The following is a 23875-nucleotide window of genomic DNA, read 5'->3' on the forward strand; positions in this document are numbered from 1 at the left end:
GCATACGCGAGACTGCCCGTTAAAATCTACACGTGATTCCGATATTCCATCGGTGTCATAACATACACTCGCTGAAAGGCTCTGTAAAACTGACTGACGCTGGAAAATCCCAGTTCATAACTGATTGTGGTTACTGAATCTGTTGTATGGCGGAGCCTCCTGGACGCTTCTTCTACGCGCAAATTCAGCAGATATTGATATGGTGTTGATCCCGTAAGAGCCTTGAAAGAACGCATGAAATGATACCGGCTCTGATGCGCGACCGTGGCCATCGAATCAATATCCATTGGGCCTGTATAGGCACTGTGAATGTAATCCAGCACTCGTTGGAGATGAGGGTCCATACATGGACCATTATCTGCAATCGCTTTACCATTTTTCTGACCCGTCAACATGCGTTTTAGATACGTCTCGATCGCCATTTCTGTTTCCTGCACTTGCAGCATTTCGGGCACATCATCTAACAAAATGGAATTCCAGCCACGAAACAGACTGCTGATCTCCGTTGGATCAAAAGTATGGGTGGGTCGAAACTCAGCTTGTCCGCCACTAATCTCCGCACCTTCTAAACTACCTAAAGGCGGCTTACGGAACTTGATCACAATGACTGCCGAATCCGAACCTATTTCAAAATAATGCTCGGTCTGGGGATGAGCAATAATCCCCTTGCCTGCGTTCAGAGGGTATGCGTGCCGTTCCTGTACCAGATGACATTGGCCTCTGACCGGCAACGTTAGCTGATACCAGTCATCATGCACATGAGGTTCATTCGCGAACCCTCCGGTAGCTTTCCATAATTCCAACCCATTTAACGTCATGTTTAATTCCATCGTTTCCTCACCTGCTGACATTATAGCAAATCGTGCTCACTTTCCAAGCACTTTTCACAAAGACAATGCCTGACCGTATCTTTTATCATAGAAAAAAATAATTCGAGGTGATCTCCCATGGCTCAGGCCACTTTAAGCAAAATGCAAATCAACTCTTCCGCCAATTGGGCACTCGCCGGAGTCAGCTTCGCCCATTTGCTGAATGATGCAATGCAGACCGTAGTTCCATCTGCTTTTCCGCTGTTTCAGCAAACCATGCAGCTCAGTTTCGCCCAGATGGGCTGGATTGCCTTCACTCTGAATATTACCGCATCCGTCCTTCAGCCCCTGGTCGGTTATATGTCAGATCGCAAACCCATGCCGATTCTGCTTCCCGGAGGCATGTTATTCTCCCTGATCGGTGTGCTCGGCTTAGCCTTGTCTTCCGAGTTATGGATGCTGCTTGTTTCTGCAGCATTGATTGGCATAGGCTCATCCATCCTCCACCCCGAGTCCTCACGCGTGGCTCATATGGCAGCCGGCCGTGGACGTGGAATGGCGCAGTCAATATTCCAGGTTGGAGGCAACACAGGGCAGGCCATTGCTCCATTACTGGTCGCCTTCATCCTGTTGCCACATGGGCAGCGTAGTTTTCTATGGCTGATGGGCTTTGCCCTGATCGGCATCTTCATTCAGTCTTTTGTCAGTCGTTGGTACAGAGATAAGCTTGCCGAGACTCGCATTCGTCAGCAACGCCCTCTAAAATCAAGCGGCGCAGAGCCAGCAGCTCGGCCTGTGAGCAGGGGATTCATCGCTTTTACAATGGGAATTCTCATCCTGCTGCTGTTTTCCAAATTCGTATATATTGCAGGCATGACCGGGTACTACGCCTTCTATTATGCCGAGGCATATGACTTGCCTCTCTCCCAGGCACAGATCTGTCTGTTTATTTTGCAATTTGCAGGTATGGTTGGAACCTTGCTCGGCGGCCCACTCGCTGATCGCTACGGACGCAAACCGATGATCTGGTTCTCCATTGCAGGCACTGCACCATTTTCCCTGTTGTTGCCTTATGCGGGCCCCGTCTTGTCCATGGTATTGTGCGGAATGATTGGACTAATCCTGATGTCCGGCTTCAGCGTCATCATTGTCTATGCACAGGAGCTGCTTCCTCGTCATATTGGAACGGTATCCGGATTGTTTTTCGGCCTGTCGTTCGGCATGGCTGGACTTGGCTCGGTTGTGTTAGGTTCCTTAATTGACGTGACCAGCATTTCGTTTGTTATCAAGTTATGTTCGTTTTTGCCACTGCTTGGTGTGTGTGCTGTATTTCTGCGCAAGGACCAACCAAGAACAGCGTGATAACCGTTGAAACCTCACTGATTTTGTGACTACAATACACCTAGGACACTCGAGGATAACAGAAGGAAGGAATAACGCATGATTATTGATGTACAGCATGTCACTTGGAAAAGGGGACCCCTTACCCTGCTGAACGATGTGAGCTGGCAGGTTAATGATGGTGAACACTGGGCGTTGCTTGGCCTGAATGGCTCCGGCAAAACAACACTCCTGAACATGATCACCGGGTATCTCTGGCCGACCGAAGGCAAGATATCCGTGCTAGGCCATGAATATGGTGATGTGGATCTGCGACAGCTTCGCAAATCCATCGGCTGGGTCAGTTCATCTTTGCAAGAGAAACTGCATGGCACAGACCGCACACAATATGTCGTAATCAGCGGCAAACATGCCACCATTGGCTTGTATGACAAGCTATCGGATGATGATCTGGATCAGGCACAGGAATTGATGCAAACGCTGGGCTGTAAGCATCTGTGGGATCGTGAATATCGCACCTGTTCTCAAGGGGAGAAACAGAAACTTCTTATTGCCCGAGCACTCATGGCCAATCCGCGCGTACTCATTCTGGACGAGCCTTGCAATGGACTGGATCTGTTCTCAAGAGAGCGATTGCTGGATAGCATTCGTGAATTATCACAGCGTCCAGATACCCCTTCACTCATCTATGTCACTCATCATACCGAGGAAATATTACCTGTCTTTAGTCACAGCCTTTTGCTGCGCCGGGGCGAAGTCGTCCGTAGTGGATTAACTGGCGATCTGATGAATACGGAAGTGCTTAGCGACTTCTTCGAGGCACCTGTGGAAGTTGATCGGCATGGAGAACGTGTCTATGTCAGAGCAGCGGCGGATTCATAAGCGCAGGGTTATACACAACAAACGTAACATAGGTGTAGAAACATAACAGTAAAAGCCCAATATCTTATCCACATGTGGATAGATTTTGGGCTTTTCACTGCTATATCTAGTGTTATCCACCGTTTTCTGTGTAGAACTTTCTAATTTATGAGTATAACTTAGTTATGTCCTTCTATTTATCTATACGCTTTATCACTATCTATTTCCGGGCACTTAAAAACAGAAACAATGGAATACGCTGCCTTCGTAGATAGGTTTCCTCGTTTACAAAATAAGCACGTTGTGGTGCTGACTCGCGCAAATGTTCTACACGGAACCCCGCCCGCTGCAATGCCATGTAATACGATTCAATGGAACGATGCATTTTTTTCACAGAACCGCCCAGCCACTGCTGCTCACGGAATCCTTCTACAAAATACTGATCAACCACCCAATCCGTTCGTGTCCCGGAAGGTTGCAGTGTGGACGTGATCACAGGATGTTCTACCGAGAATACAAATGTCCCGTTCTCTTTCAACGTATTGTATATGTTGCGGAACAGGCTCTCCACATCCTCAATATAGTGAACAGCCAGTCTCGATATCACCAGATCGTACGTCCCGGCAGGGTAGGTCCAATCTTCCATGAATGCTTGCTCAATCCGGGCATTCAATCCTTTTACGGATTCGTTAGCCGCCTGAATCATATTCACAGAACCTTCAATTCCCGTATACGTCGCACCTTCGCACTCCCTGCCCAGCAATTCTGCGGCGAACCTTGCATCCCCGCAACCGAGGTCCAGTATATTCTTGCCGGTTACATCTCCGATCAACTCCAGCATCACCGGCTTCTCCAATGTATCATTGGCGTTCTCCTGCCACTTGCGACGTTCCATATACTTCTCAAAGTTCGCCTCATCATCGTAAAAGTCTGATCCTCTGTCCTTCATTCGGTGACCCTCCATTTCGGATAAGCATGATCCTCTTTACAGCCTGTATGAGTATACAGAATATGGATGTGTCTGGCTATAACAAAAAAAGCTGTTGTCTGGAGTTATCCAGCAAACAGCCTTTCTGCCATACACTTCTACAATTTTCGCCGCTTAGCCAAAACGTTCTGTTTTGTACCATTTGCTCTCGCGTTTCCGAATCTTGTCCATAATCAAGGAGTAGAATGCCTTGATCGAGATCAGGATGAACAGTTGTGCATACGTGAAGTAGGATACACAGGCATAGATGAAATTGCGAGTATTGCTCTGTCCAATATCTGCGGCAAGTGCCAGATTGATCTGCAACACGTAAATAAAGTACATGAGTGCCCAACCAATTACAAGGAAGACATATGCATCGCCGGCAAACTGGAACGGTGAACTAACCTCCGGTTTAAATATGGCAATGACCCGATAAACCAGATTCACGAGAAATATAATATCCGATACAATGATCGCAAGCATAAACCAGAAATAACTGACGGCATAATAGATGACCAGCAACTTATTACGCCAACTGGAACGGTTAAACAGGTTATGAATATTATCCAGTACCACCTGGTAGTTCCCCTTGGCCCAGCGTTCGCGCTGCTTCATATATACACTAAGCTGTTCCGGCTCCTGCTGATAGGCTTCCGCTTGCGGCGCCAGTGCCACAAACTGTCCGCGATTCAAAATCTCGAATGATAGTGCCGTATCTTCTGTAATGGCTGTCACGTCCCAGCCGCCAATCTCCCGGATCAACTCGGTTTTGATAATGTAATTCGTTCCTGGAATGGAACCCAGCTGGAACAATTCCCATAGTCCTGTGTGATACACTCGTTGCGAAGTGATAATCTCCAGGTTGATGCATTTGGAGAGGAAATTCTGTCCTCTGTTGCGTGCTTTGTTTCTGCCAAAAACCACGCCATATTGTTCAGGGTTCTCAAGTGATTTTTGCGCCAAAAACATTAATGAATTCCGTTCAGGTGCGGCATCTGCATCGAAGATACAGATCCAATCACCCGTGGCTATGTCCAGTCCGTCATTTAATGCCCCGGACTTGCCACCTGTTCCTTTACGCTCCATTACTGTCACATTGCGATGCATATAACTGGTCTGACTGAGGAACGATCTCAGCTTCTCTGCGGTATCATCTGTACAGTTATCCGCGATCACGATGACCTGAACTTTATCCTCCGGATAATTCAGGCGCAGGATGTGCTCTACCGTTGCAACAATGACCAGACCCTCGTTATGCGCAGGTACCATGACCGTGACTGTTGGATAATGATCCATATCTTCAGGGATCTGAATCCCTTTTTTGTCCTGTTTATTAATAAAACGAATCGCACCTGCCATAATAACAATTGACTCGAATACGGCAATCCAGATACTAAATATGGATAATATTAAAATAAAATCAGCCACTTACTTTCCTCCGATCATACTTGCGAATAACTTTCGACCGAAAGCGAAGGGTTGCAATTGTTAACCAAATCGTGAATACCGCAAATAAAGAACTGACGGCGATACAGATCGGGATGAACCAGGACATATAGTCCACAGCGCCTCTCTCCTTCCCGTTATATATATTCTCCGATAAGATCGGTCTCTGTGTTTCGTTCAAGGGCAGCAATAACCGCATCAATATCATCGTATTTGCTGAATTGCTCCATCTGAAATACCAGAGCACCGGAGCGTATCACCGTTTGCAGCTCATTTCCCTTTTTATCAATAATTTGAAGATCCATAATGGCTTTTTTGATCCGTTGTGTAAGAAGTGGAAGATATTCCACATTCACCATTGGACATATGATGACAAAACGCCCACGATCCACGAAAAATTTGTAATCCTCATACCGAATCTGCTTCTGGATCGTACCCGAGATTTCAAGTAGAAACTGTGCATACCGGACAGAACCGAGAGATTCCATCACAAGTGGCAAGAATTCAATCTTGAACATGGCAATGCTGAATCCATACTTTTCGGAGTACCGACGAGCAAGATTACTGTGTTTGATTAACGTATCTGCCAGAGCTCCCTTATTACCAAGCGTAGTATCCAGATCGATTTCCGGGTTACGATCCTGCATATCCTGGAGACGTTCAACTACACGCGCACTGCGCAGCAGACTTGCCTTGATGAACGCAGCCACGGCAACGTTGGCAGGGATGAGCAACCACCAGGAGAATACAAGCACATTTGCATCAGCGTAAGTAACAAGCCACACAAAATAAGAGACCAGATATACAAACCCCGTCACGACGGATACGCCAACAGGCAGAAAAAGACCAAAAACCAATGCACCCAGCGACACGATACTAAAAATCATATCCCCTGTAGTGTAGCTCTGATTCATGTAAACTTTAAGATAAATCATCAGTTGCTGCATGAGGGCTAGTCCAATTAAAAGGGCATATCCCCATGCAATACGGCGGGTAGGTGCTTTATTCCTCATAGTTCCTTCTCTCCGTTGAATTTATAGTACTCTTGTTCATACTCACTTCTTTTATATTTCAACAATTTATGACATCATTAGACAAAACTATGCTACCACATTGAACAATTCATGAAATGACAAAATCCTTACTTTTTAATGCTTTTCTGTAAATTAACTTCTCCCAATAAAGGAAAAAGATTATCAAACAGATGTGTGTTACCATCAAATACATATCCACCTGGATAACGAGAGTCCTGACCACGCAACGTAGTCATATGGTTATACAACTGTTTGGCCCATTTTGGATCACCTGAACGAACAGCAAGTAAGATGGCGAGGCCATATACTGAGGAAGATTCATAAGAGACGGCAGGTGTGCGTGATTCTCGCTTATACTGTCCGGGCAGCTGATGCCGGGTGTTGAACTCCTTTTTCAAAAAAGAAATGAGCTTGTCCGGTTTGCGGTCGGTCACGGTTAGATGATTCGCCACAATCAACTGGTCGATCAGATTCACTGTATCATCATACGCATATTTTTTATGGACCACATCGAAGGTCTTCGGATAGAACAATCCATCGTTGGGCATCTTCTTCAGCAAAGCTTCGTACTTGGCATAGGTTCCCGGTTCCACCATCTGATGTTTTTCCATCAATTGCAGTGCACGCAAATCTACATAGACCAGGCTTAATGTATCCGTTGAATGTCCACCCACAAAATCATGGAAATCTACCAAATATCCTTGTTGCTGAGCCGATTGTGTTATGCCACGGGAAATAGCGGCTGCGGTCGCTAACTTCGCCTCTCTCCCTTGCTCCCACTGATCTGCTGCCTCCAATAGGGCACCTATAATACGAAGATCGTCGCCAAGTGCATTTGTCGTTACATGGGATTCACCCTTGGCATCCAGCTTCCAGGCTATATAAGGGCTTGGCGGCGTGAGAAAATAGGTCTTCAATTGCTCGTAGCTCTGCTCAAACAAGGCCTGATCATCATTTGCTAAGGCATACTGCATCCACAGGCCGAGTGACTCCGACAACGCCTCTCTACCCGCAACAGTATCTGCCTCCTCCGAAGCTGCATCCTGTAAGTAGGTGGCCAGTGTTCCGTTCGGGTTGGTCATATCATCCTTGATAAAAGATACCGTTGGGGATACTTTGTTCATCTGGAACCGCTCCCTCATCAACAACACGCTGGCCGCTGTAATACTGATCAACAGTAGAATCAGCCACGTTCGTTTTTTTCGAAATATGAACTTCACGCCATTCCTCCCGCATGTATACGACTGTGAACCCCTGAATTTTTTGGTCAGTAACTGAGGTACATCTAAAGTTCGCATCTATTCAAGGTTATCCATGTAGGATCTTCGTCCACCCTTTTTGACAAATTTCCAGTCCACCTCGATATTATGGCGCATTCGACGGAGAAGCATGACCGCGGTCTCGATCTCTTCCTCCGTCAGACCATCCAGAGTCACCTGATCCGAATGCACACCTTCTTTTCGAATAAATTCCCATGCTTCAAGCCCAGCTTCGGTGGGATATAATACCTTATTCTTCTTATTACCCAATGCTGGCTGTTTAATAATGAATCCATCCGATTCAAGTTTGCTAATGGCTCTGGCCGCCGTCGTGCGATCCACTTTGATCAGTTCAGCAAGCTGATTCGGAATAATGCCCGGATTCTCACAGATTCGATACAGATATAGATATTGTCCACGGGACAGGTTTAGATGCTGAAACTCGACATTACTGATTGAATCCAGACAGCGGGCAATCATACCAATTTCACGCAGCACTTCTTTTTTCTCAGTCAACACACTCACGCCCCTATAAAATTGTTGCATTCGCAACATAATTGATGGTATAACTACAGTTGAATTGGTTTTAATTTTAGCTATATAACTTAAAGCGTGTAAAAGAACGAGATTCGTTCCACATTCCTGTTATGTACCAGTTTATCACGTCAGGATCACATTACGATCACCCAAAGGAGAAACATTCATGAATACAACGATTGTTGAAGTTAATAATCAGGAATTACTCGATGCCTGCTTCGCCATTCGAACTGCTATTTTCGTCGAAGAACAAGGCGTGCCCGCAACGGATGAATTCGATGCTTATGATACATTAGAAGCGGAGGCGCGCCACATTCTGCTCTACGTAGACGGTGTACCTGCTGCTTCCTCAAGACTGCGCATTGTGGAACAGGTCGCCAAATTGGAACGGATCTGTGTCATGCTTGATTACCGCAAACACGGCCTGGGCCGTGTTCTGATCGACAAGCTGGAGCAGATGGCTATTGCTGATGGTCTTGAGAAGGCCAAGCTGCACGCACAGGTACAAGCTTCCGGGTTCTACGAACGTCTCGGCTATGCACCCGCTTCGGAAGTATTTATGGAAGACGGCATTCCCCATCTGCTAATGACCAAAAAACTGAAATAATGACACTCCAAAAAACGCCTCCGTTATCACTTCTCAGTGATATACAGAGGCGTTTTGCATTCAGGAAACACATTCATGAGTGACTCAACAACGGTAAATGGCACCTACAAAGTACAGGCACTGATTATAACAACCAAGTATCCTAACTTACTTGCCAGATCCGCGTTGTATCTTATCCCAGTGCCAGACGGTCTGGCTCGGATTCGGCAGCGCTGTTCTTCATTTGTTTACTGCGCAACTGTCCGCAAGCAGCATCGATATCCGTACCATGTTCCATACGTACAGTGGAGTTGATGTTGTTCTTTTTGAGCGTATCATAGAAGCCTAGAATTGATTCTTCTGTACTCCGTTGATACTGACTGTGCTCATCCACCGGGTTGTATGGGATCAGATTCACACTGACCATACTTCTGCGACTGGACAACAGTTCAGCGAGCTCCGCGGCATGCTCACGTTGATCGTTAACATCACGTAACAGGATGTACTCAAACATGATGCGTTTGTTCGTTGTAGCCAAATAATAATCCACAGCATCCATCAATTGCTCGATTGGGAAAGCCCGGTTGATCTTCATGATGTGTGTACGCAGTTCATTATTAGGTGCATGCAGAGAGATCGCCAGGTTGACCTGCAGACTGCTGTCTGCAAATTCCTTGATTTTGTCCGGAAGGCCGCTCGTGGATACAGTTATCCGTTTGGCGGCAAGTGCCAGTCCTTTGCGATCCTTAATGACTTCGATGAAATCACTCATGTGCTGGAAGTTATCGAATGGTTCACCAATACCCATCACAACCACGTTGGTTACCCGCTCGTCTTGACCCGCTGCATCCAGATGTCTCTGCACATGCATAATCTGTTCCACAATCTCTCCGGCGGTCAGGTCACGACTCTTCTTGATCAGACCGCTCGCACAGAAGCTACAGCCAATGTTACAACCCACTTGTGTGGTCACACAGACGGTAAGTCCATACTTTTGCCGCATCAATACCGTCTCAATCAGGTTGCCGTCCTGCATCCGAAGCAGAAACTTCACGGTACCATCTGCCGATTCCTGCTTCACATGTTCGCTCAGCGAGTTCATTGTGAAATGCTCGGAGAGAACGTCCAGACATTCCTGACGGACATCAGACATCGCCGGAAAATCGTGCACACGCTCTTGATATAACCATTCCCAAATCCGGGATGCACGGGATTTCTTCTGCCCATGCTCCGGCAGCCAGGAACGTAATTGCTCTAATGTTAATCCATATATGGATGATTTGTTCATTGTATAATCCTCTTTTCGCAAGAAAGCATATGGCTTATCGGTCCTACCCAAAAAACCTCTACTCCGTATTGTCCCAAAATTGACGAGGGAAAACAAGGGCTTTTGCATTTCTTCCAAGAGGTTTTATCCATGGTAAATCTGCACAACAGACCATATTTAACCCTATCGGGCCTTCACCATTAGAAGTGAATGATACCGGATGTGTGCAGTAGAACCAGCAGAACCAGGATCGGAGCTACATAACGCAGCATGAACAGCCACACCCGGAACCATCCGGAACGCAGGCCGGAAGCTTCCGCAGCCGTTTTCCAGAAATATCCGGCAAAAATCGTCACAAGCAGTCCACCTACAGGCAGCAGGATGTTGGATGCTACAAAGTCCATCCAGTCGAACACACTCTTCGATCCAATCGTCCATTCAGGCAGCAAGCCGAGCGACAATACCGATGGGAGTCCCACGATAAAGACCGCTAGTGAAATAACCCATACCGCACGACTGCGGCTCCAGGACAAACGTTCCATGAAATATTTCACCGGAACTTCCAGCAAGGATACTGCTGAAGTCAATGCCGCAATAGCTAACAGGATGAAGAACAGTCCACCAAACAAGAAGCCAAGTGGCATAGCAGAGAAGGCTGCCGGAAGTGCCACAAAGATCAATGAAGGTCCTTGGTCCGGTGCAATACCAAACGAAAATGTTGTTGGGAAGATGATCAGACCTGCAATGAATGCGTAGATCAGGTCACCTGCACCAACGGCGACGGTTGCCGCACCGAGGGATTGATTTTTATCCACATACGAACCGTAGGTTACAAGAATACCCATCCCGAGTGACAGGGAGAAAAAGGCATGTCCAAGCGCTACCAGTGCGGATTCCGTTGTAAGCTGTGAGAAGTCCGGATTCAGGAAAAAGGAAACCCCAGCTCCTGCACCCGGCAATGTAACTGCACGAATCATCAGGATAATGAGCAGTACCAACATCGCTGGAATCAGTACCTTGTTGAACTTCTCGATTCCGTTAGATACCCCTTTGGCAACAATCCAGCCTGTAATCAGAACCGAAACCAGTTGCCACACAATCGGCATATACCCGCCTACAAAGGAGCCGAATTGTCCGGCATAATCCGGATTGTCAAACAACGTGCCGCTGAAAGACGTAATCGCATAATGCAATGTCCAGCCCGCAATAATGACATAAAAGGACAGGATGATAAATGGCGTTAATACTTGCAGCAACCCGGCCGCGAGCCATCCCTTATGTCCACCTGCTTTGATAAAGGCAGTAGCTGCACTACCTCTGCCACTGCGGCCAATCGCAAGTTCAGCGAGAAGAACTGGCAAACCAATCAGCAGCAAACAGACGATGAAGAGCAGGAAAAACGCAGCCCCTCCGTTCTCACCCGTAATGTACGGGAATTTCCACATGTTGCCCAGACCAACCGAACTACCAATGGCCGCCAGGATAAATCCAGCTTGGGAGAAACGTTCTCCTTTGCCAGCGTTGTCTTGATCTAGATTAGGCTTACTAAAATTCATCGTATCTACTCCATCACTTTAAAGTTTTCCCGTAATTATATACTACTCACCTTGTCAGGTCATTCGAAATTCGAAATTTGTCGAAATGTTATTTTTTTACATATAAAACATACGGAAATCTTCATCTCATAAGTTCCTTAAACACAGTATGTGATAAAGTCCTTTAGTCCAACCGTATGAAGTTTCAACAAATCCATATTCCCAACCGTTCAAAGCCCAATAGAATTAAAAAGAGGTGACCCCTCAGCCACTTGGATGACTGCGGAGCACCTCTCTTTTTGAATTACACTTTAATTTGAAGTAACTCGTACTTGATAACGCCCATCGGAGCATTGACATGAATGACGCTGCCCACTTCTTTGCCCATTATCTCTTTGCCCAGCGGGCTCTCGTACGAAATTTTATTATTCGCAACATCGGCCTCGGCAGGGCCAACCACTTTATATTCAATCTTCTCGGCGAACTCAATGTCATTAAGCAACACCGTTGATCCAATGCTCACTTTGTTGGAGTCTATACTGTCTGAAGAAATGACTCTTGCTTTGGTCAGCATCTTCTCCAAGATCAAAATTCGGGTCTCCATAAAGGCCTGATCATCTTTGGCTGAATGATACTCACTATTTTCCTTCAGGTCACCGTAACTGATCGCGAGTTTCAGACGAGCTGCCAATTCCTTACGCTTCACCGTCTTCAAATCCTTCAGTTCGTCCTCCAGCTTTTCCAAGCCTTCCTGTGTCAAAATCACTTCATCATTAGCCATTTTTCCATCTCCTAATCCTGCTATCTATCTATATTCTAACCTATATCCACTCCAAAGGGTTAGCATACCCCGGAAAAAGAAATAGCTCATCCATATATTGTATTTCAACGACATCAGAACCATGTCCATCTCTTGAGATGATTTTAAAGTTATCCTATGAATTGTACCGTTACAATCGGCTCAATTGATGATGTTGTTTTCACCCGTTGACTTTTACAATGAACTCAGGGCAGCAGAAGTTTTATAACCATCGCTTGCAGTCCACTATATGACGTGAGGTGATCTGAATGATTGAACTATTGAATACAGCTGAAATACAGGCCTATCTGAAACGGATCAGCATAGATGTTATAAAGGAACCTACACTGGAATTCTTATTTGAACTCCAGCGAGCACATGTGCAATATTTATCCTGGCAAACGGTCGATATTTTTGCAGGTCGTCCTGCGGGAATCAGTCTTCAAGAATCGATTCAACTTATATTACAAGGCCGCAGCGGCTACTGCTTTCATCTAAATGGTGCATTTAGTGTTCTTCTCCGCTCGCTGGGTTATACAGTTGATTGGCATCGCGGGGGAGTACAGCCTCATGGGGAACAACCCCGTGTGAACTCATTTCATCTTGGTCTGTCTGTCCTTTTGCCGGATGCCGACCCGTCAGTTGAACGCTGGATTGTGGATGTAGGTCTCGGCGGAATGCCCTTTGAACCTCTGCCACTTCGTTATGGAACCTATGGTTCAGCTCCATTCACCTACCAATTGATGCCATCATCTGTTGCTGCTGGGGGATGGCGGCTTGAGTACGAGCCGAATGGGCCAAGTGAAGGGGTCGACTATGCTCCCGAGGTAGTCCACGATCTGGGGGAGTTCATTCCTAAACATGAATTCTACAGTCGGGCGGCCGAATCACCTTGGCATAACGCATTTTTGCTTCGTCAGCGGGATGAGATCCGCAGTCATGAACTACGTGGATGTATGCTTCGAACACATGATATCGAAGGAATCCGGAAAACGGAGATCCAGAGTTATACCGAATGGCGTAACGTATTGACTGAAATATTCCATGAACCATTGGTGAGCTACAGCGAACTGGAATGCCAGGACATGTGGGAACGAGTGCAGGCTGCGCATAGGGAATGGAAACGAGTACAGGAAGCATGAAGAGGAGGATACAGAACCTGAGGTCTTAACATGAAAAGCGAGACAACCGGCTTTCTTGTTAGGGGCATCCGTATAGTGATGATTTGGGAGGAAGAGTTGAGGGTCCGTTCCATATAAAGGAAAGTTACTGATCCACGCCGAATATGTCCTCAGGTGATTAATGATGATAACTATTCGTGTGCTCCAAGTTCCAGAAGTATTGCCCGAGGCGTACTGGAACCACTTTTTGTCGCAAGTTTCTGCCGAGCGACGTGTTCAGGCTTCGCGTTTTGTTCGTCAGGCTGATGCGTATCGCTCCGTGTTGGGAGAGATATTGACTCGTGTGACTTTGAGCAAGTTAACTGGCCTAATGCCTGCTGATCTTTCTTTTACTCGTAATTCCTACGGCAAACCTTCACTCAGTCATCATTCGGATGTACAATTCAACATCTCCCATTCTGGTGATTGGATTGCTCTAATCTCTGGCAGTACAGATGAACTGGGCGTGGATGTGGAAAAAATAGCTCCAATTGACATGCAGATTGCTGAGCGTTTCTTCTCTCCTAGGGAGAGCCAGTTCTTGGCCGCCGAGCCTGACGATCGGCGGCTGGAAACCTTCTACCGTCTATGGACGCTGAAGGAAAGTTATATCAAGGCAGTCGGTATGGGCTTGTCCATACCATTGGACTCCTTCGCGATCCTGCCTGACGAGGCAGGCGCTTGGCATTGTGAGCAGGCTGGGACATATCGCTTTCACAGTCAGCGACTGGATGATGGACATATGCTTGCGGCATGTTCGGCTGGGGGAGAGCTGCCGAGCCAGCCCGAGATCATCACCTTGGAGGATCTATATACGGAGTTGATGTAGTGTTCGGCTAGTTGCGGCTTATTAGGGGGATCGTGAATTATAATTTGGATTTGGTTTTCGGGGTTGGGGTTAAGGGTCGTGGTTAAGTTGGGTTCATGCTCTAACGAACATGACACGCCTTATGGGCTTCAATTACACAGGTCTGGCATTCTAAGGAATCCTACGCACCCTATATGCTCTAATATGTCCTTTTTCACGTTGATATTGCCGAACTCTGCACCAATAAGGTGTCTAAGGTTCGTTCGTTTTCCCTAAACACTAAAAATCCTTTATTAAGAGGTGTGAGATTCGTTAGAATCTCTCACCTCTTCCTGCAAATAAATAAGTGACTAACCAATTACCTAACCAACCCAAAAAAGAGCGAGTCAATCCGGCGACAAATGAACCACGTCCCGTATGACTCGCTCTTTTTTATCAAAACCCTATCAGGTAGAACCGTCTACTTGTCTTTCGTTGCTTCGTTCGCAAACTCAATCCTATCCTTCTTGCTGTGCCACCGATTCAGAACTCACCGCCGATGAACGCTTCAACTTGCCAAACAATCCTCCAGCTGGCGTCTTTCGTATCGTGGCTGCCGCGTCAGCATCCCGGATTTTCAGGGCAAACCAAAGCCCGATGAGCAGAAATGCTGCTGCCCCCAACAAAGCCAAACGGTACGCCAGCATATTCGGCTCCATCGTGCCTGTCGCAGTCAACGTTGTTGTGCCCACACCTGCCAGAACAGCAGAGAGTAAAGCCATGCCGAGGGCTGATCCCAGACGGTTTTGCACCGTGAACCAGGTTGAAGCTCGTCCCATGGATGCAGGAGGAATCTGGGCAAATGCAGCGATCTGTACTGCCCCTACCGTCTGTCCCAGGAAAACTCCTACACCGAACAATAATGAACGGATGAACCATGGGTTCGTATCCACTGTGATCTGACTAAGGGCAAGGAAAATAACCGCCGTACAGATCAAGCCCAATGAGATCAGTTTTCGAGGACCCAGCCGCGGATAAGTCCAAGGGACAAGCTGAGAAGCAATCATCAGTCCCAGCGCTTCCGGGAATGTGGTTAGACCGGTTTCCAGCGCAGAAGCCTGTAGCACATTTTGATACATTAATGGAAACACATACAGCATGCCCAGCAGTCCAGCTGCCCCACATACGGATACCAGGCCTGTATAACGGAACAGTCGGTGCTTCAGCAAACGCAGATCAAGCAAGGGCTGCTTGGCGCGCAGCTCCACCACAACGAGCAACGTCAGCAGCAGAATGCCTGCAAAGCCCGCTCCCATAATAAGCGGTGACGTCCAGCCCCGCAGCGGCCCCTGACTGAGCGCATACATCATCAGTGCGAGTCCCGGTGCAGATAATAACCACCCCGGCAGATCAAGTCGACCAGCTCCCTGTTCTCGGTGCTCCTTCAGATACAGCATGCCGAAGATCACGGCTGGAATACCAACAGGCAGATTCACATAGAAAATCCAGCGCCACGACAGTTGATCCACAATCAATCCGCTCACAATCGGCCCCAAGGCTGGAGCAAGGGCAATGGGCAACACCAACATGCGAGATACCTTGGCCCGTTCCTGCGGTGGAAAGGTCCGAAACAGCATCGCCATCCCCACAGGTGTAAGCAGACCACCCCCTGCTCCCTGCAAAATGCGGAAAAATGTCAACGTGCCTAGTTGATCAGCTGTGGCACACAGCGCAGAGGACACCGTAAACAGTGTCAGCGCCGACAGGAAAACCCGTTTCGTGCCCCATCGGTCACCAAGCCAGCCGGCGACAGGCAAAAATACAGCCAAACTCACCAAATAACCTACATTCAAGGTACCGGCAGCAGCCGGGGGAATACCCAGTTCGTTACTGATGGTTCGCAGCGCCACGTTTAAGACCGTTGCATCCATGGCAACCATAAACATCGCCAGAACATAGACAATGCTCACAATTGCCTTTGGATTCAGACGAAACCTCATCTGCCAGCCTCATGAATCATGCCCGGCATCCCCGTTTCATCACAGAGACTCAGCGGCTTCAGGTCCGTCCACTGCTCCGCAATGTAATCCAGACATACACGTCGTTTGGCTTTCCCCAGCACCAGGGTCCAACCTGCCGGTACCGGAATGGATGCAGGCCACAGCGAATACTGCCCTTCATCATTCATTAACACCAGATAATTGCTGTCTTCATGTTCAAAAGGGTTGCTCATCAGCTTATCCTCCTATTTGTGTTGAATGTTGCGCTTCTTGTTCAGCATCTCCAGCCGGACGGACAGGGTACGGCAAATTTCCTCCAATGGCCCCGGCTGACAAAGGTCTTTGTGACGACAGGCAATATCATGACGTTCCAGTTGTCCTCCGATGTATGCATTCCACATCTCCGGTTCGATCGGATCGAACCAGTCGGGAATAATGGTGGACCGGAAGAAGATCAGGTCACCTTCGAATCGGGAGGGCGTGTACGCCCCCAAGATCCGGACGGAATTTTCATAGGTTTTGCGCAGTTTCATGATCGTCTCTTCATCCAAGCTCGCCAACGCACTGCCTTCGCTACGAAGGATGCGCATCGCTGTCGCCATATCCAGCGGCCCATCCCCAATACTGTCCGGATCATATCCGCCAAGTGCAAGCAATGCCGTTAACGCTTCTTCCTCATCCGGTTCCCCGCGAATAGGCAGATAGTGACTCGGATACGCATCCAGCATGGCCAGAAACTCTACTTCTTCTCCTTCGGACTGAAGCTGCACGGCCATAGCCTGTGCCACGTTGCCGCCCAGTGACCAGCCAAGCAAACGATACGGGCCTTCCGGCTGCACAGACCGGATATGACGGATGTAATCCGCCGTCATATCCTCCAGTGTCGACGGGAGCACCTCGTACTCCGCGATGCCCCTTGCCTGCAATCCGTACAGCGGATACTCCATACCCAGGTGTTTCATCAACCCGGCATAACACCAACTGAGCCCTCCGGCCGGATGCACACAGAATACAGGCAGATGCTGCCCATGAGTCCTCAGCGGTAACAACACTTGCAGCGAGCTTTTCCCGGAATCAGCACCCATCTCCAATCGCTCGGCCAGACCAGCTACCGTGGCCGTTTCGAACAAAATGCCGATGCCCGGCTCCTTGCCCATCGCTTCACGAATTCGACTCATCAGGCGCACCGCAAGCAGCGAATGACCCCCCAGTTCGAAGAAGCTGTCATCAATACTTACACTCCGCAATCCCAATACTTCGGCAAACAGATCACAGAGAATCTGCTCCTGCGGATTGCGCGGTGCTCGGCCATCAACCGACAATTGCATCTCTGGTACAGGCAATGCTTTGCGATCCAGCTTGCCATTTGGCGTAAGTGGCAGGATGTCCATCACAACAACCGCAGATGGAACCATATAGTCCGGAAGGCTAGCTCCCGCATGTCGGCGTAACGCAGCCGTTTCCAGTTCGGCTTCACTGTCCGATGCAGAAACAATATAAGCGACAAGACGCTTATCTCCCGGCTGGTCTTCACGAACGATAACAGAAGCCTGAGCCACGCTCGGATGTTTTGCCAACACAGCCTCAATCTCCCCAAGCTCAATGCGGAACCCGCGAATTTTCACCTGCTGGTCGGCTCGTCCAAGATAATCAAGCGAACCATCATGCAGGCGCTTTGCCAAGTCTCCCGTACGGTACATTCGTGTACCCGGTGCACCATACGGATCGGCGACGAATCGCTCTGCCGTGAGATCCGGCCTTCCCCAATAGCCACGAGCCAGACCCGCTCCCGCCACATACATCTCCCCAGTTACACCTGTCGGTACAGGCTTCAGATGATCATCCAGCACATAGACACGCAGGTCTGGAATAGCGCATCCAATCCAGCTGCTTGCGCCTTCTGCAGCGCTGCCCGCGTGCAGTTCCTTGTAGCTGACATGAACCGTTGTTTCCGTAATACCATACATATTGATGAGTCTTGGAGCGTCATCCGCATGACGTTCATACCAGTCATCCAAACGTCCCAGCTCCAGTGCCTCGCCTCCAAAGATCACATAGCGGAGCGCAAGCTGCTGTCCCCAGACCGGATTTTCCCTGTCAGCCTGCATCAGCTGGTAGAATGCAGATGGCGTCTGGTTCAGTACGGTTACCTTCTTTTCGGCGAGCAGTTGCAGGAACGCTCCTGGTGATCGGCTAATCTCATGGGGAACAACAACCAAGCTGCCTCCATACAACAGAGGGCCCCAGATTTCCCACACGGAGAAGTCAAACGCATAGGAATGGAACAACGTCCACACATCGCTCTCGTCAAAATGGAACCAGTGCTGCGTAGCATTCAATAACCGGATGACATTCGCATGCGGAATCACGACACCTTTGGGTTTCCCTGTTGAACCTGAGGTATAGATCATGTAAGCCGGGCTCAGCGGAGTTACCCGTCCGTTCCGTTCATGGTCTGCCGGGTTTCGCTCATCCATGGATTCCAATTGCCGCAAGGTATGCAGATCTTCGAAGTTAATACATTTAATGTTTTCAACTTGCGGTAGCAGGGCATACACCTCTGTACTTGTAATCATCACTTTCGGGGCTGCGTCCGTCAGCATATGCGTTAAACGGTCTGCCGGATAATGCGGGTCCAGTGGCAGATAGGCAGCGCCCGTTTTAAGTACAGCAAGAATGGCTACGACCATCTCTACCGAACGAGGTAAGGCTAATGCCACCATTTGTTCCGGCCCAACGCCTTCTGCGATCAACAGTCTCGCCAGTCGATTAGCCCGTCTATTCAGCTCCCTGTAAGTCATACGGATATCCTCACAATGGAGGGCTGCCGAACTGGGGTGAGCGGCTGCCTGTACTTCAAAACGTTCGGCTATGGTCAGCTGCGGACCTTCATCCGGTGAAGATGTCCATTCCTTCTCAAGCTGGGCATGCTCTGAAGGTGTAACCAGGTTAAATCTGCTGATGCGTTCATCCATCTGCTGTACAGCATCCTCAAGCACCTGCATTAACCGAACCACCAGCTCTCCAGCAGTTGATTCACGGTAGAGATCCGTACTATACTCCAGCACACCTTCAATTCCGGCTGGAAGTCCGTTCTGCTCCCGTTTCTCCGTCAGTTCAAATGTGAGATCGAATTTGGATGAACCCACACCGTGGATGCGAGTCTCCACTTCAACACCTGGCAGGTCAAGACGAACATCTGGCGTGTTTTGCAGCACCAGCATCACCTGAAAGAGTGGATGTTTGGAACGAGATCGGGGCGGATTCAGCACTTCGACCAGCCGTTCAAACGGTAAATCCTGATGTTCATAAGCAGCAAGATCTGCATCCCGCACGCGGGCCAATAGCTCTCGGAAAGTAGGATCGCCCGAAGTGTCTGTACGCAGAACAAGCGTATTGATGAACATCCCCACGACATCATCCAGCGCATCATCACTCCGTCCGGCAATCGGTGTACCTATCGTAATATCCGTCCCTGCACCCATTCGAGTAAGCAGCACGGATACCGCTGAGTGCAGAAGCATAAACAGACTGACTTTATGCTCACGGGCAACTGTCGCAAGCTGCTCATGCAGACGTTGACTGATCGTAAACGGCACCGTCCCGCCTCGGTAACTGGACACAACTGGACGGGCATAGTCTGCCGGGAACGTGATTTGTTCTGGCAATCCTGCTAGCCGATTAGTCCAGAACGCTAACTGCCTCGCGATCAGACTGTCCTGCCGCTTCTCATCCCCGAGCAGGCTCTCCTGCCACACCGCATAGTCTGCATATTGAATGCGTAGCGGCTCCCAATCCGGAGCAGATCCGCGTAGACGAGCGGTATAAGCATCCGACATGTCCCGGATAAGCCGAGATAAGGACCAGCCATCCCCTGCAATGTGATGAATCAGCAACATCAATGTATGTTCATCCGCATCCGTGTGGAACAATTCCGCACGGATTCCCGGCTCGGTACTAAGCTCGAAGCTGTGACGTGACGCTTCTGCCAGCAGTTCGGGCAGCTCCTCAGCCGTAGCCTGGGTATGCTTCATATTCACTTTCACATCTGTTGCACGGAGGATATGTTGGCTCGCCGAACCCAGATCTGGCGGATACAATGTGCGAAGTGTCTCGTGACGGTCAACAATATCCTGTAGAGCGTTTCTTAGAGCGTCTCTGTCCAGTTTCCCGCTTAACCGGGCAACCAATGGAATATTGTAGGTAGGATTAGCCCCCTCAAGGCAATAAAGGAACCATAACCGTCGCTGGGCAAAGGAAAGCGGAATTTCCCCTTCACGATGAACAGGTTGAATAACGGGTCTGACGGACTTCGCCTGATCCAGGTTTCGGGCAAGCCCTGCCGCTGTCGGAGATTCAAACACACTGCCGATGTTCAATTCAGCTCCGAATACATCACGCACTCGGGCTATAATTCGCCCGGCCAGCAGGGAATGTCCACCCAGTTCGAAGAAATCATCATCAATCCCTACGCGAGCTACACCCAGAATCTCTGCAAACAGGCTGCACAGGATCTCCTCCTGCGGTGTACGTGCCTCCCTTCCGTTTGCATTAGATGTCAATGCAGGTACAGGAAGGCGTTTGCGATCGATTTTTTTGTTCGGCGTCAGCGGCATCTCTGGAAGCAGCATAAAGGCAGAGGGCACCATATAATCCGGTAACGCATCACCTACGTGTGCTCTGATATCAGCCAGATCCATGTCAGCTTGACGACCTTCCGCATCAACCACAATATATGCCGCTAACCGCTGGTTCCCAGGTTGGTCTTCACGTGCCATGACCGTGACCTGTGCTACACCCGGATATCTGGAGATGACGGATTCAATCTCCCCCAGTTCAATGCGAAAGCCCCTGATTTTGATCTGGTGATCTGCTCGTCCCAAATAATCGATGGAACCGTCCGGCAACCATTTGGCCAAGTCTCCTGTCCGGTACATTCTACTGCCCGGCTGTCCGAAGGGACTGGCTACAAAACGTTCTGCGGTCAGATCAGCTCTGCCCAAATATCCCCGTGCAAGTCCCTCTCCTGCGATATACAATTCCCCTGCTACACCCGGAGGGACAGGTTGCATACTCTGATCCAGCACATAGAGCTGTGTGTTACGAACCGGACCACCAATAGACGGTTTGCCTGAATGTCCTTTCCCCAGCGATACAGCTGTAGAATAGATGGTTGTCTCCGTTGGCCCGTACTGATTATTGACCTGACATCCCAACGCCTCCAGCGAAAGCTTCAGTTCCTCGGATAAGGCCTCTCCTCCCGTAATCACCGTCAGCCCATCGAACCTTCCCGGGCGACTCGCAACCAGAGACTGCCATAACGTTGGCGTAGCCTGCATGATCGTCGTCTCTTGCTCTCTCATCTTTCTAGCCAGTGCTACCGGATCAAGAATCGTTTCCTTTTTCGCGATATCCAGTCTTGCTCCAGTCGTCAGTGGCAGGAAGACTTCCAGTACCGAGATGTCAAAAGCAATCGTGGTCACCGACAGCCAGCGATCCTGCGGACCGACCTGTAGTCTCGTCTTCATATCTTCAAGCAGATTCGCTAATCCAAGATGGGTCACTGCTACACCCTTCGGTTTACCGGTAGAACCCGAGGTATAGATCAGATACGCAGGGTTGAGCAGAGAAGCCGTGCCTGTCAGATCGTCATCTTCGGGATTGCTTCCCGACCGACCGCTCACTGCCTGTATCCTATCCGGTTCATCCATGACCAGAATCGGTACACTGGACGCCTGCGGAATGTGAGAGAAGTTGTTCATCACCGTCACTACACAAGCAGGCTTGGCATCCTCCAACATGTAGATGAGACGCTCTTCGGGATAATCCGGATCAAGCGGCAGATAGGCTGCTCCTGTTTTGTGAACAGCTACAATCGAGATGACCACTTCCAGTGAACGAGGCATGGCAATGCCAACCACCTGCTCAGGCCCTGCTCCGTAAGTCTGTATCAGTTCATGTGCCAGTTGATTGGCACGTTCGTTCAGCTCTGCGTAGGTTAGCGATGACCCTTCGAATGTCACTGCAGCTGCAAGAGGTGTACGCCGAACCTGCTGTTCGAATAACGCTGCTGAATTGCACTCAGCAACGGCATGTTGCGTCTGATTCCATCCTTCCAGCACTTGTTCGCGTTCGGCAGGGAGCAGAATGTTGATCTGTCCAACCGATAGGTCTTCTGCCCCTTCTGACATCATGGATTGCAGGATCTGCACATAACGAAGCTGATGATTACGCAATTCCGAATCCACATAGATTGAAGGGTTCGCATCAAAAGAAATACTCAGTCCATGACCATGTCCCTGGTCTACAATATGAATCGACAGATCATCCACTGGACCGGTGGACAGATTATGGATCATGCCGCGGGCGCCTGCAAAATTCAACTCATGATGGAAGGGCATTACATTGATCATCGGTCCAAACAGACGCCGATTCTCACCCAATAGCTTAAGATCACGCCGCAGATCCTGATGGCGATATCGCTGGTGTTTGCGTACAGCCCGAATCTCCTTCACGATCTGTCCCATCAACTCAGACAGATTCATCTGCGAGTCCAGGTACAGGCGGAGCGGAAGCACATTCATGACCATACCTGGAACACGCAGTGATGCTGAACCCAATCGGCCCATCACGGGCAAGGCCAGAACAACATCGGTGGACCCCGTCATCCGGTGTACATAGATAGCTGTTGCTGCAATACAGAGATCCGGCCAAGTCGCACCGAGCCTTCCCGCTACTGCTTGCATTTGCTCTCGCTGTGACGATGTGAGCACCATACTCTGCCGCAGGAACTCGGTTGATGTACGCGGAGCACGCTCACCCAGACTGACCACATCCGGAGCATCCGCGAATCGGTCGACCCAGAACTGTTGATCCTGCTCTCGGTTAGTGGAGGATGAATAGGCTTCATCTTCTTCGAGAACAGATGCCAGTGATCCAAACGCTGCCGTGCCCTGTGCCTGTGCTGCCCCCTCTCCCTGGATACTTGCTGAGTACAAGCTGGCAACCCTGCGCGTAATCAGGGATACGCCGTACCCATCAATCGCAATATGATGAATGCGTTGGTACCAGTAATACCGATCCTCACTCACCCGGAACAGAGCCTCTGTGAAGAGTGGTCCAATCATTAGATCAACAGGTCGTGCCAGATCCTGCTTCATCCAGTCCAGTGCAGACGCATGAGGATCAGCCTGATCCCGTACATCCATGACATGGAATGTCCAATCATTCCTATTGGTGCTCAGAGATTGCCACGGGCCATGCTCATTTTCGCCATATACCATATTCAGCGATTCGGCCTCCATCACGGTCTGGCGTACACTCTCCTCTAATCGTCCCGTATGGATCGGACCTTCAATAACCACATACTCGGCCGTGTTGTACATCGGGTTGTCCGGATTCAACTGTTGGGCATACCAGATGCCAGACTGTGCAGAAGATAAAGGCCAAGCTGTGTTCCGACTATGCGACATCTGCACCGCCCC

The 23875-nt window shown here is 49.1% G+C and carries 17 protein-coding genes; 5 read left to right on the top strand and 12 right to left on the bottom strand.

Features of this window, described 5'->3' with window-relative positions; all coding sequences use genetic code 11:
• Positions 1–26: 26 nt before the first annotated feature.
• On the bottom strand, positions 27–830 hold the full coding sequence (locus FE296_RS13000) for a helix-turn-helix domain-containing protein (RefSeq protein WP_190945200.1): 804 nt from the start codon (positions 828–830) through the stop codon (positions 27–29).
• Positions 831–947: 117 nt separating this feature from the next.
• Between FE296_RS13000 and FE296_RS13005 the strand changes: the two genes are divergently transcribed.
• Both FE296_RS13005 and FE296_RS13010 read left to right on the top strand, forming a co-directional pair.
• The gene (locus tag FE296_RS13005) at positions 948–2171 is read left to right on the top strand and encodes an MFS transporter (protein ID WP_150365161.1); all 1224 of its coding nucleotides are present in this window, start codon (positions 948–950) and stop codon (positions 2169–2171) included.
• Positions 2172–2249: 78 nt separating this feature from the next.
• Entirely contained in the window at positions 2250–3032 is a 783-nt protein-coding gene (locus FE296_RS13010) for an ABC transporter ATP-binding protein (RefSeq protein ID WP_124116785.1), read from the top strand.
• Between the two features lie 199 nt (positions 3033–3231).
• Here the strand turns inward: FE296_RS13010 and FE296_RS13015 are convergent, their stop codons facing one another.
• The 5 genes from FE296_RS13015 to FE296_RS13035 all read right to left on the bottom strand — a co-directional run bounded on the left by FE296_RS13015 (position 3232) and on the right by FE296_RS13035 (position 8200).
• The gene (locus FE296_RS13015) at positions 3232–3960 is read right to left on the bottom strand and encodes a class I SAM-dependent methyltransferase (protein ID WP_150365162.1); all 729 of its coding nucleotides are present in this window, start codon (positions 3958–3960) and stop codon (positions 3232–3234) included.
• 153 nt (positions 3961–4113) lie between these two features.
• Entirely contained in the window at positions 4114–5409 is a 1296-nt protein-coding gene (locus FE296_RS13020; protein ID WP_150365163.1) for a glycosyltransferase family 2 protein, read from the bottom strand.
• A gap of 155 nt (positions 5410–5564) precedes the next feature.
• The gene (locus FE296_RS13025) at positions 5565–6440 is read right to left on the bottom strand and encodes a diguanylate cyclase domain-containing protein (RefSeq protein WP_150365164.1); all 876 of its coding nucleotides are present in this window, start codon (positions 6438–6440) and stop codon (positions 5565–5567) included.
• 128 nt (positions 6441–6568) lie between these two features.
• Entirely contained in the window at positions 6569–7681 is a 1113-nt protein-coding gene (locus FE296_RS13030) for a glycosyl hydrolase family 8 (RefSeq protein ID WP_190945202.1), read from the bottom strand.
• Positions 7682–7759: 78 nt separating this feature from the next.
• Positions 7760–8200 carry a MarR family winged helix-turn-helix transcriptional regulator gene (locus FE296_RS13035; RefSeq protein ID WP_223868869.1) on the bottom strand — a complete coding sequence of 147 codons (441 nt, stop codon included), beginning with the start codon at positions 8198–8200 and terminating at the stop codon, positions 7760–7762.
• A 223-nt stretch (positions 8201–8423) separates the two neighbouring features.
• On the opposite strand from FE296_RS13035, the gene FE296_RS13040 reads away from it, so the two are divergent.
• Positions 8424–8864, top strand: coding sequence for a GNAT family N-acetyltransferase (locus FE296_RS13040; protein WP_124116790.1), 441 nt, complete (start codon positions 8424–8426; stop codon positions 8862–8864).
• 172 nt (positions 8865–9036) lie between these two features.
• Here FE296_RS13040 and rlmN read toward each other — a convergent pair whose 3' ends face one another.
• From rlmN to greA, 3 genes are all read right to left on the bottom strand, one after another.
• Positions 9037–10131 (bottom strand): dual-specificity RNA methyltransferase RlmN, encoded by a 1095-nt coding sequence (gene rlmN / locus FE296_RS13045; protein ID WP_124116791.1) that lies wholly within the window; start codon positions 10129–10131, stop codon positions 9037–9039.
• A 179-nt stretch (positions 10132–10310) separates the two neighbouring features.
• Positions 10311–11666: a sodium-dependent transporter gene (locus tag FE296_RS13050; protein ID WP_124116792.1), complete on the bottom strand. Its 1356-nt coding sequence runs from the start codon at positions 11664–11666 to the stop codon at positions 10311–10313.
• A 283-nt stretch (positions 11667–11949) separates the two neighbouring features.
• Positions 11950–12426, bottom strand: coding sequence for a transcription elongation factor GreA (gene greA / locus FE296_RS13055; RefSeq protein ID WP_124116793.1), 477 nt, complete (start codon positions 12424–12426; stop codon positions 11950–11952).
• 290 nt (positions 12427–12716) lie between these two features.
• On the opposite strand from greA, the gene FE296_RS13060 reads away from it, so the two are divergent.
• Positions 12717–13586, top strand: coding sequence for an arylamine N-acetyltransferase family protein (locus FE296_RS13060; RefSeq protein WP_411860578.1), 870 nt, complete (start codon positions 12717–12719; stop codon positions 13584–13586).
• 160 nt (positions 13587–13746) lie between these two features.
• Positions 13747–14433 carry a 4'-phosphopantetheinyl transferase family protein gene (locus FE296_RS13065; RefSeq protein ID WP_150365166.1) on the top strand — a complete coding sequence of 229 codons (687 nt, stop codon included), beginning with the start codon at positions 13747–13749 and terminating at the stop codon, positions 14431–14433.
• 476 nt (positions 14434–14909) lie between these two features.
• Here FE296_RS13065 and FE296_RS13070 read toward each other — a convergent pair whose 3' ends face one another.
• Genes FE296_RS13070 through FE296_RS13080 form a run of 3 tightly spaced genes read right to left on the bottom strand, consistent with a single transcriptional unit; the run spans position 14910 to position 23863 of the window.
• The gene (locus FE296_RS13070; RefSeq protein ID WP_150365167.1) at positions 14910–16391 is read right to left on the bottom strand and encodes an MDR family MFS transporter; all 1482 of its coding nucleotides are present in this window, start codon (positions 16389–16391) and stop codon (positions 14910–14912) included.
• Positions 16388–16624, bottom strand: a complete 237-nt coding sequence (locus FE296_RS13075; protein WP_124116798.1) for an MbtH family protein — start codon at positions 16622–16624, stop codon at positions 16388–16390. The genes FE296_RS13070 and FE296_RS13075 overlap by 4 nt, the downstream gene beginning before the upstream one ends.
• Positions 16625–16636: 12 nt before the next feature.
• Complete coding sequence (locus FE296_RS13080) at positions 16637–23863, bottom strand: amino acid adenylation domain-containing protein (RefSeq protein WP_150365232.1); 7227 nt, start codon at positions 23861–23863, stop codon at positions 16637–16639.
• Positions 23864–23875: the final 12 nt, after the last annotated feature.

The sequence above is a fragment of the Paenibacillus sp. UASWS1643 genome (assembly GCF_008693195.1).
GTDB classification, from domain to species: domain Bacteria; phylum Bacillota; class Bacilli; order Paenibacillales; family Paenibacillaceae; genus Paenibacillus; species Paenibacillus amylolyticus_B.

Coding starts and splice junctions, on each gene's coding strand:
- FE296_RS13015 (WP_150365162.1), bottom strand. CDS start 3,960: ATGAAGGACAGAGGATCAGACTTTTACGATGATGAGGCGAACTTTGAG.
- greA (WP_124116793.1), bottom strand. CDS start 12,426: ATGGCTAATGATGAAGTGATTTTGACACAGGAAGGCTTGGAAAAGCTG.
- rlmN (WP_124116791.1), bottom strand. CDS start 10,131: ATGAACAAATCATCCATATATGGATTAACATTAGAGCAATTACGTTCC.
- FE296_RS13035 (WP_223868869.1), bottom strand. CDS start 8,200: ATGATTGCCCGCTGTCTGGATTCAATCAGTAATGTCGAGTTTCAGCAT.
- FE296_RS13075 (WP_124116798.1), bottom strand. CDS start 16,624: ATGAGCAACCCTTTTGAACATGAAGACAGCAATTATCTGGTGTTAATG.
- FE296_RS13050 (WP_124116792.1), bottom strand. CDS start 11,666: ATGAATTTTAGTAAGCCTAATCTAGATCAAGACAACGCTGGCAAAGGA.
- FE296_RS13010 (WP_124116785.1), top strand. CDS start 2,250: ATGATTATTGATGTACAGCATGTCACTTGGAAAAGGGGACCCCTTACC.
- FE296_RS13000 (WP_190945200.1), bottom strand. CDS start 830: ATGGAATTAAACATGACGTTAAATGGGTTGGAATTATGGAAAGCTACC.
- FE296_RS13005 (WP_150365161.1), top strand. CDS start 948: ATGGCTCAGGCCACTTTAAGCAAAATGCAAATCAACTCTTCCGCCAAT.
- FE296_RS13080 (WP_150365232.1), bottom strand. CDS start 23,863: ATGTCGCATAGTCGGAACACAGCTTGGCCTTTATCTTCTGCACAGTCT.
- FE296_RS13065 (WP_150365166.1), top strand. CDS start 13,747: ATGATGATAACTATTCGTGTGCTCCAAGTTCCAGAAGTATTGCCCGAG.
- FE296_RS13070 (WP_150365167.1), bottom strand. CDS start 16,391: ATGAGGTTTCGTCTGAATCCAAAGGCAATTGTGAGCATTGTCTATGTT.
- FE296_RS13040 (WP_124116790.1), top strand. CDS start 8,424: ATGAATACAACGATTGTTGAAGTTAATAATCAGGAATTACTCGATGCC.
- FE296_RS13025 (WP_150365164.1), bottom strand. CDS start 6,440: ATGAGGAATAAAGCACCTACCCGCCGTATTGCATGGGGATATGCCCTT.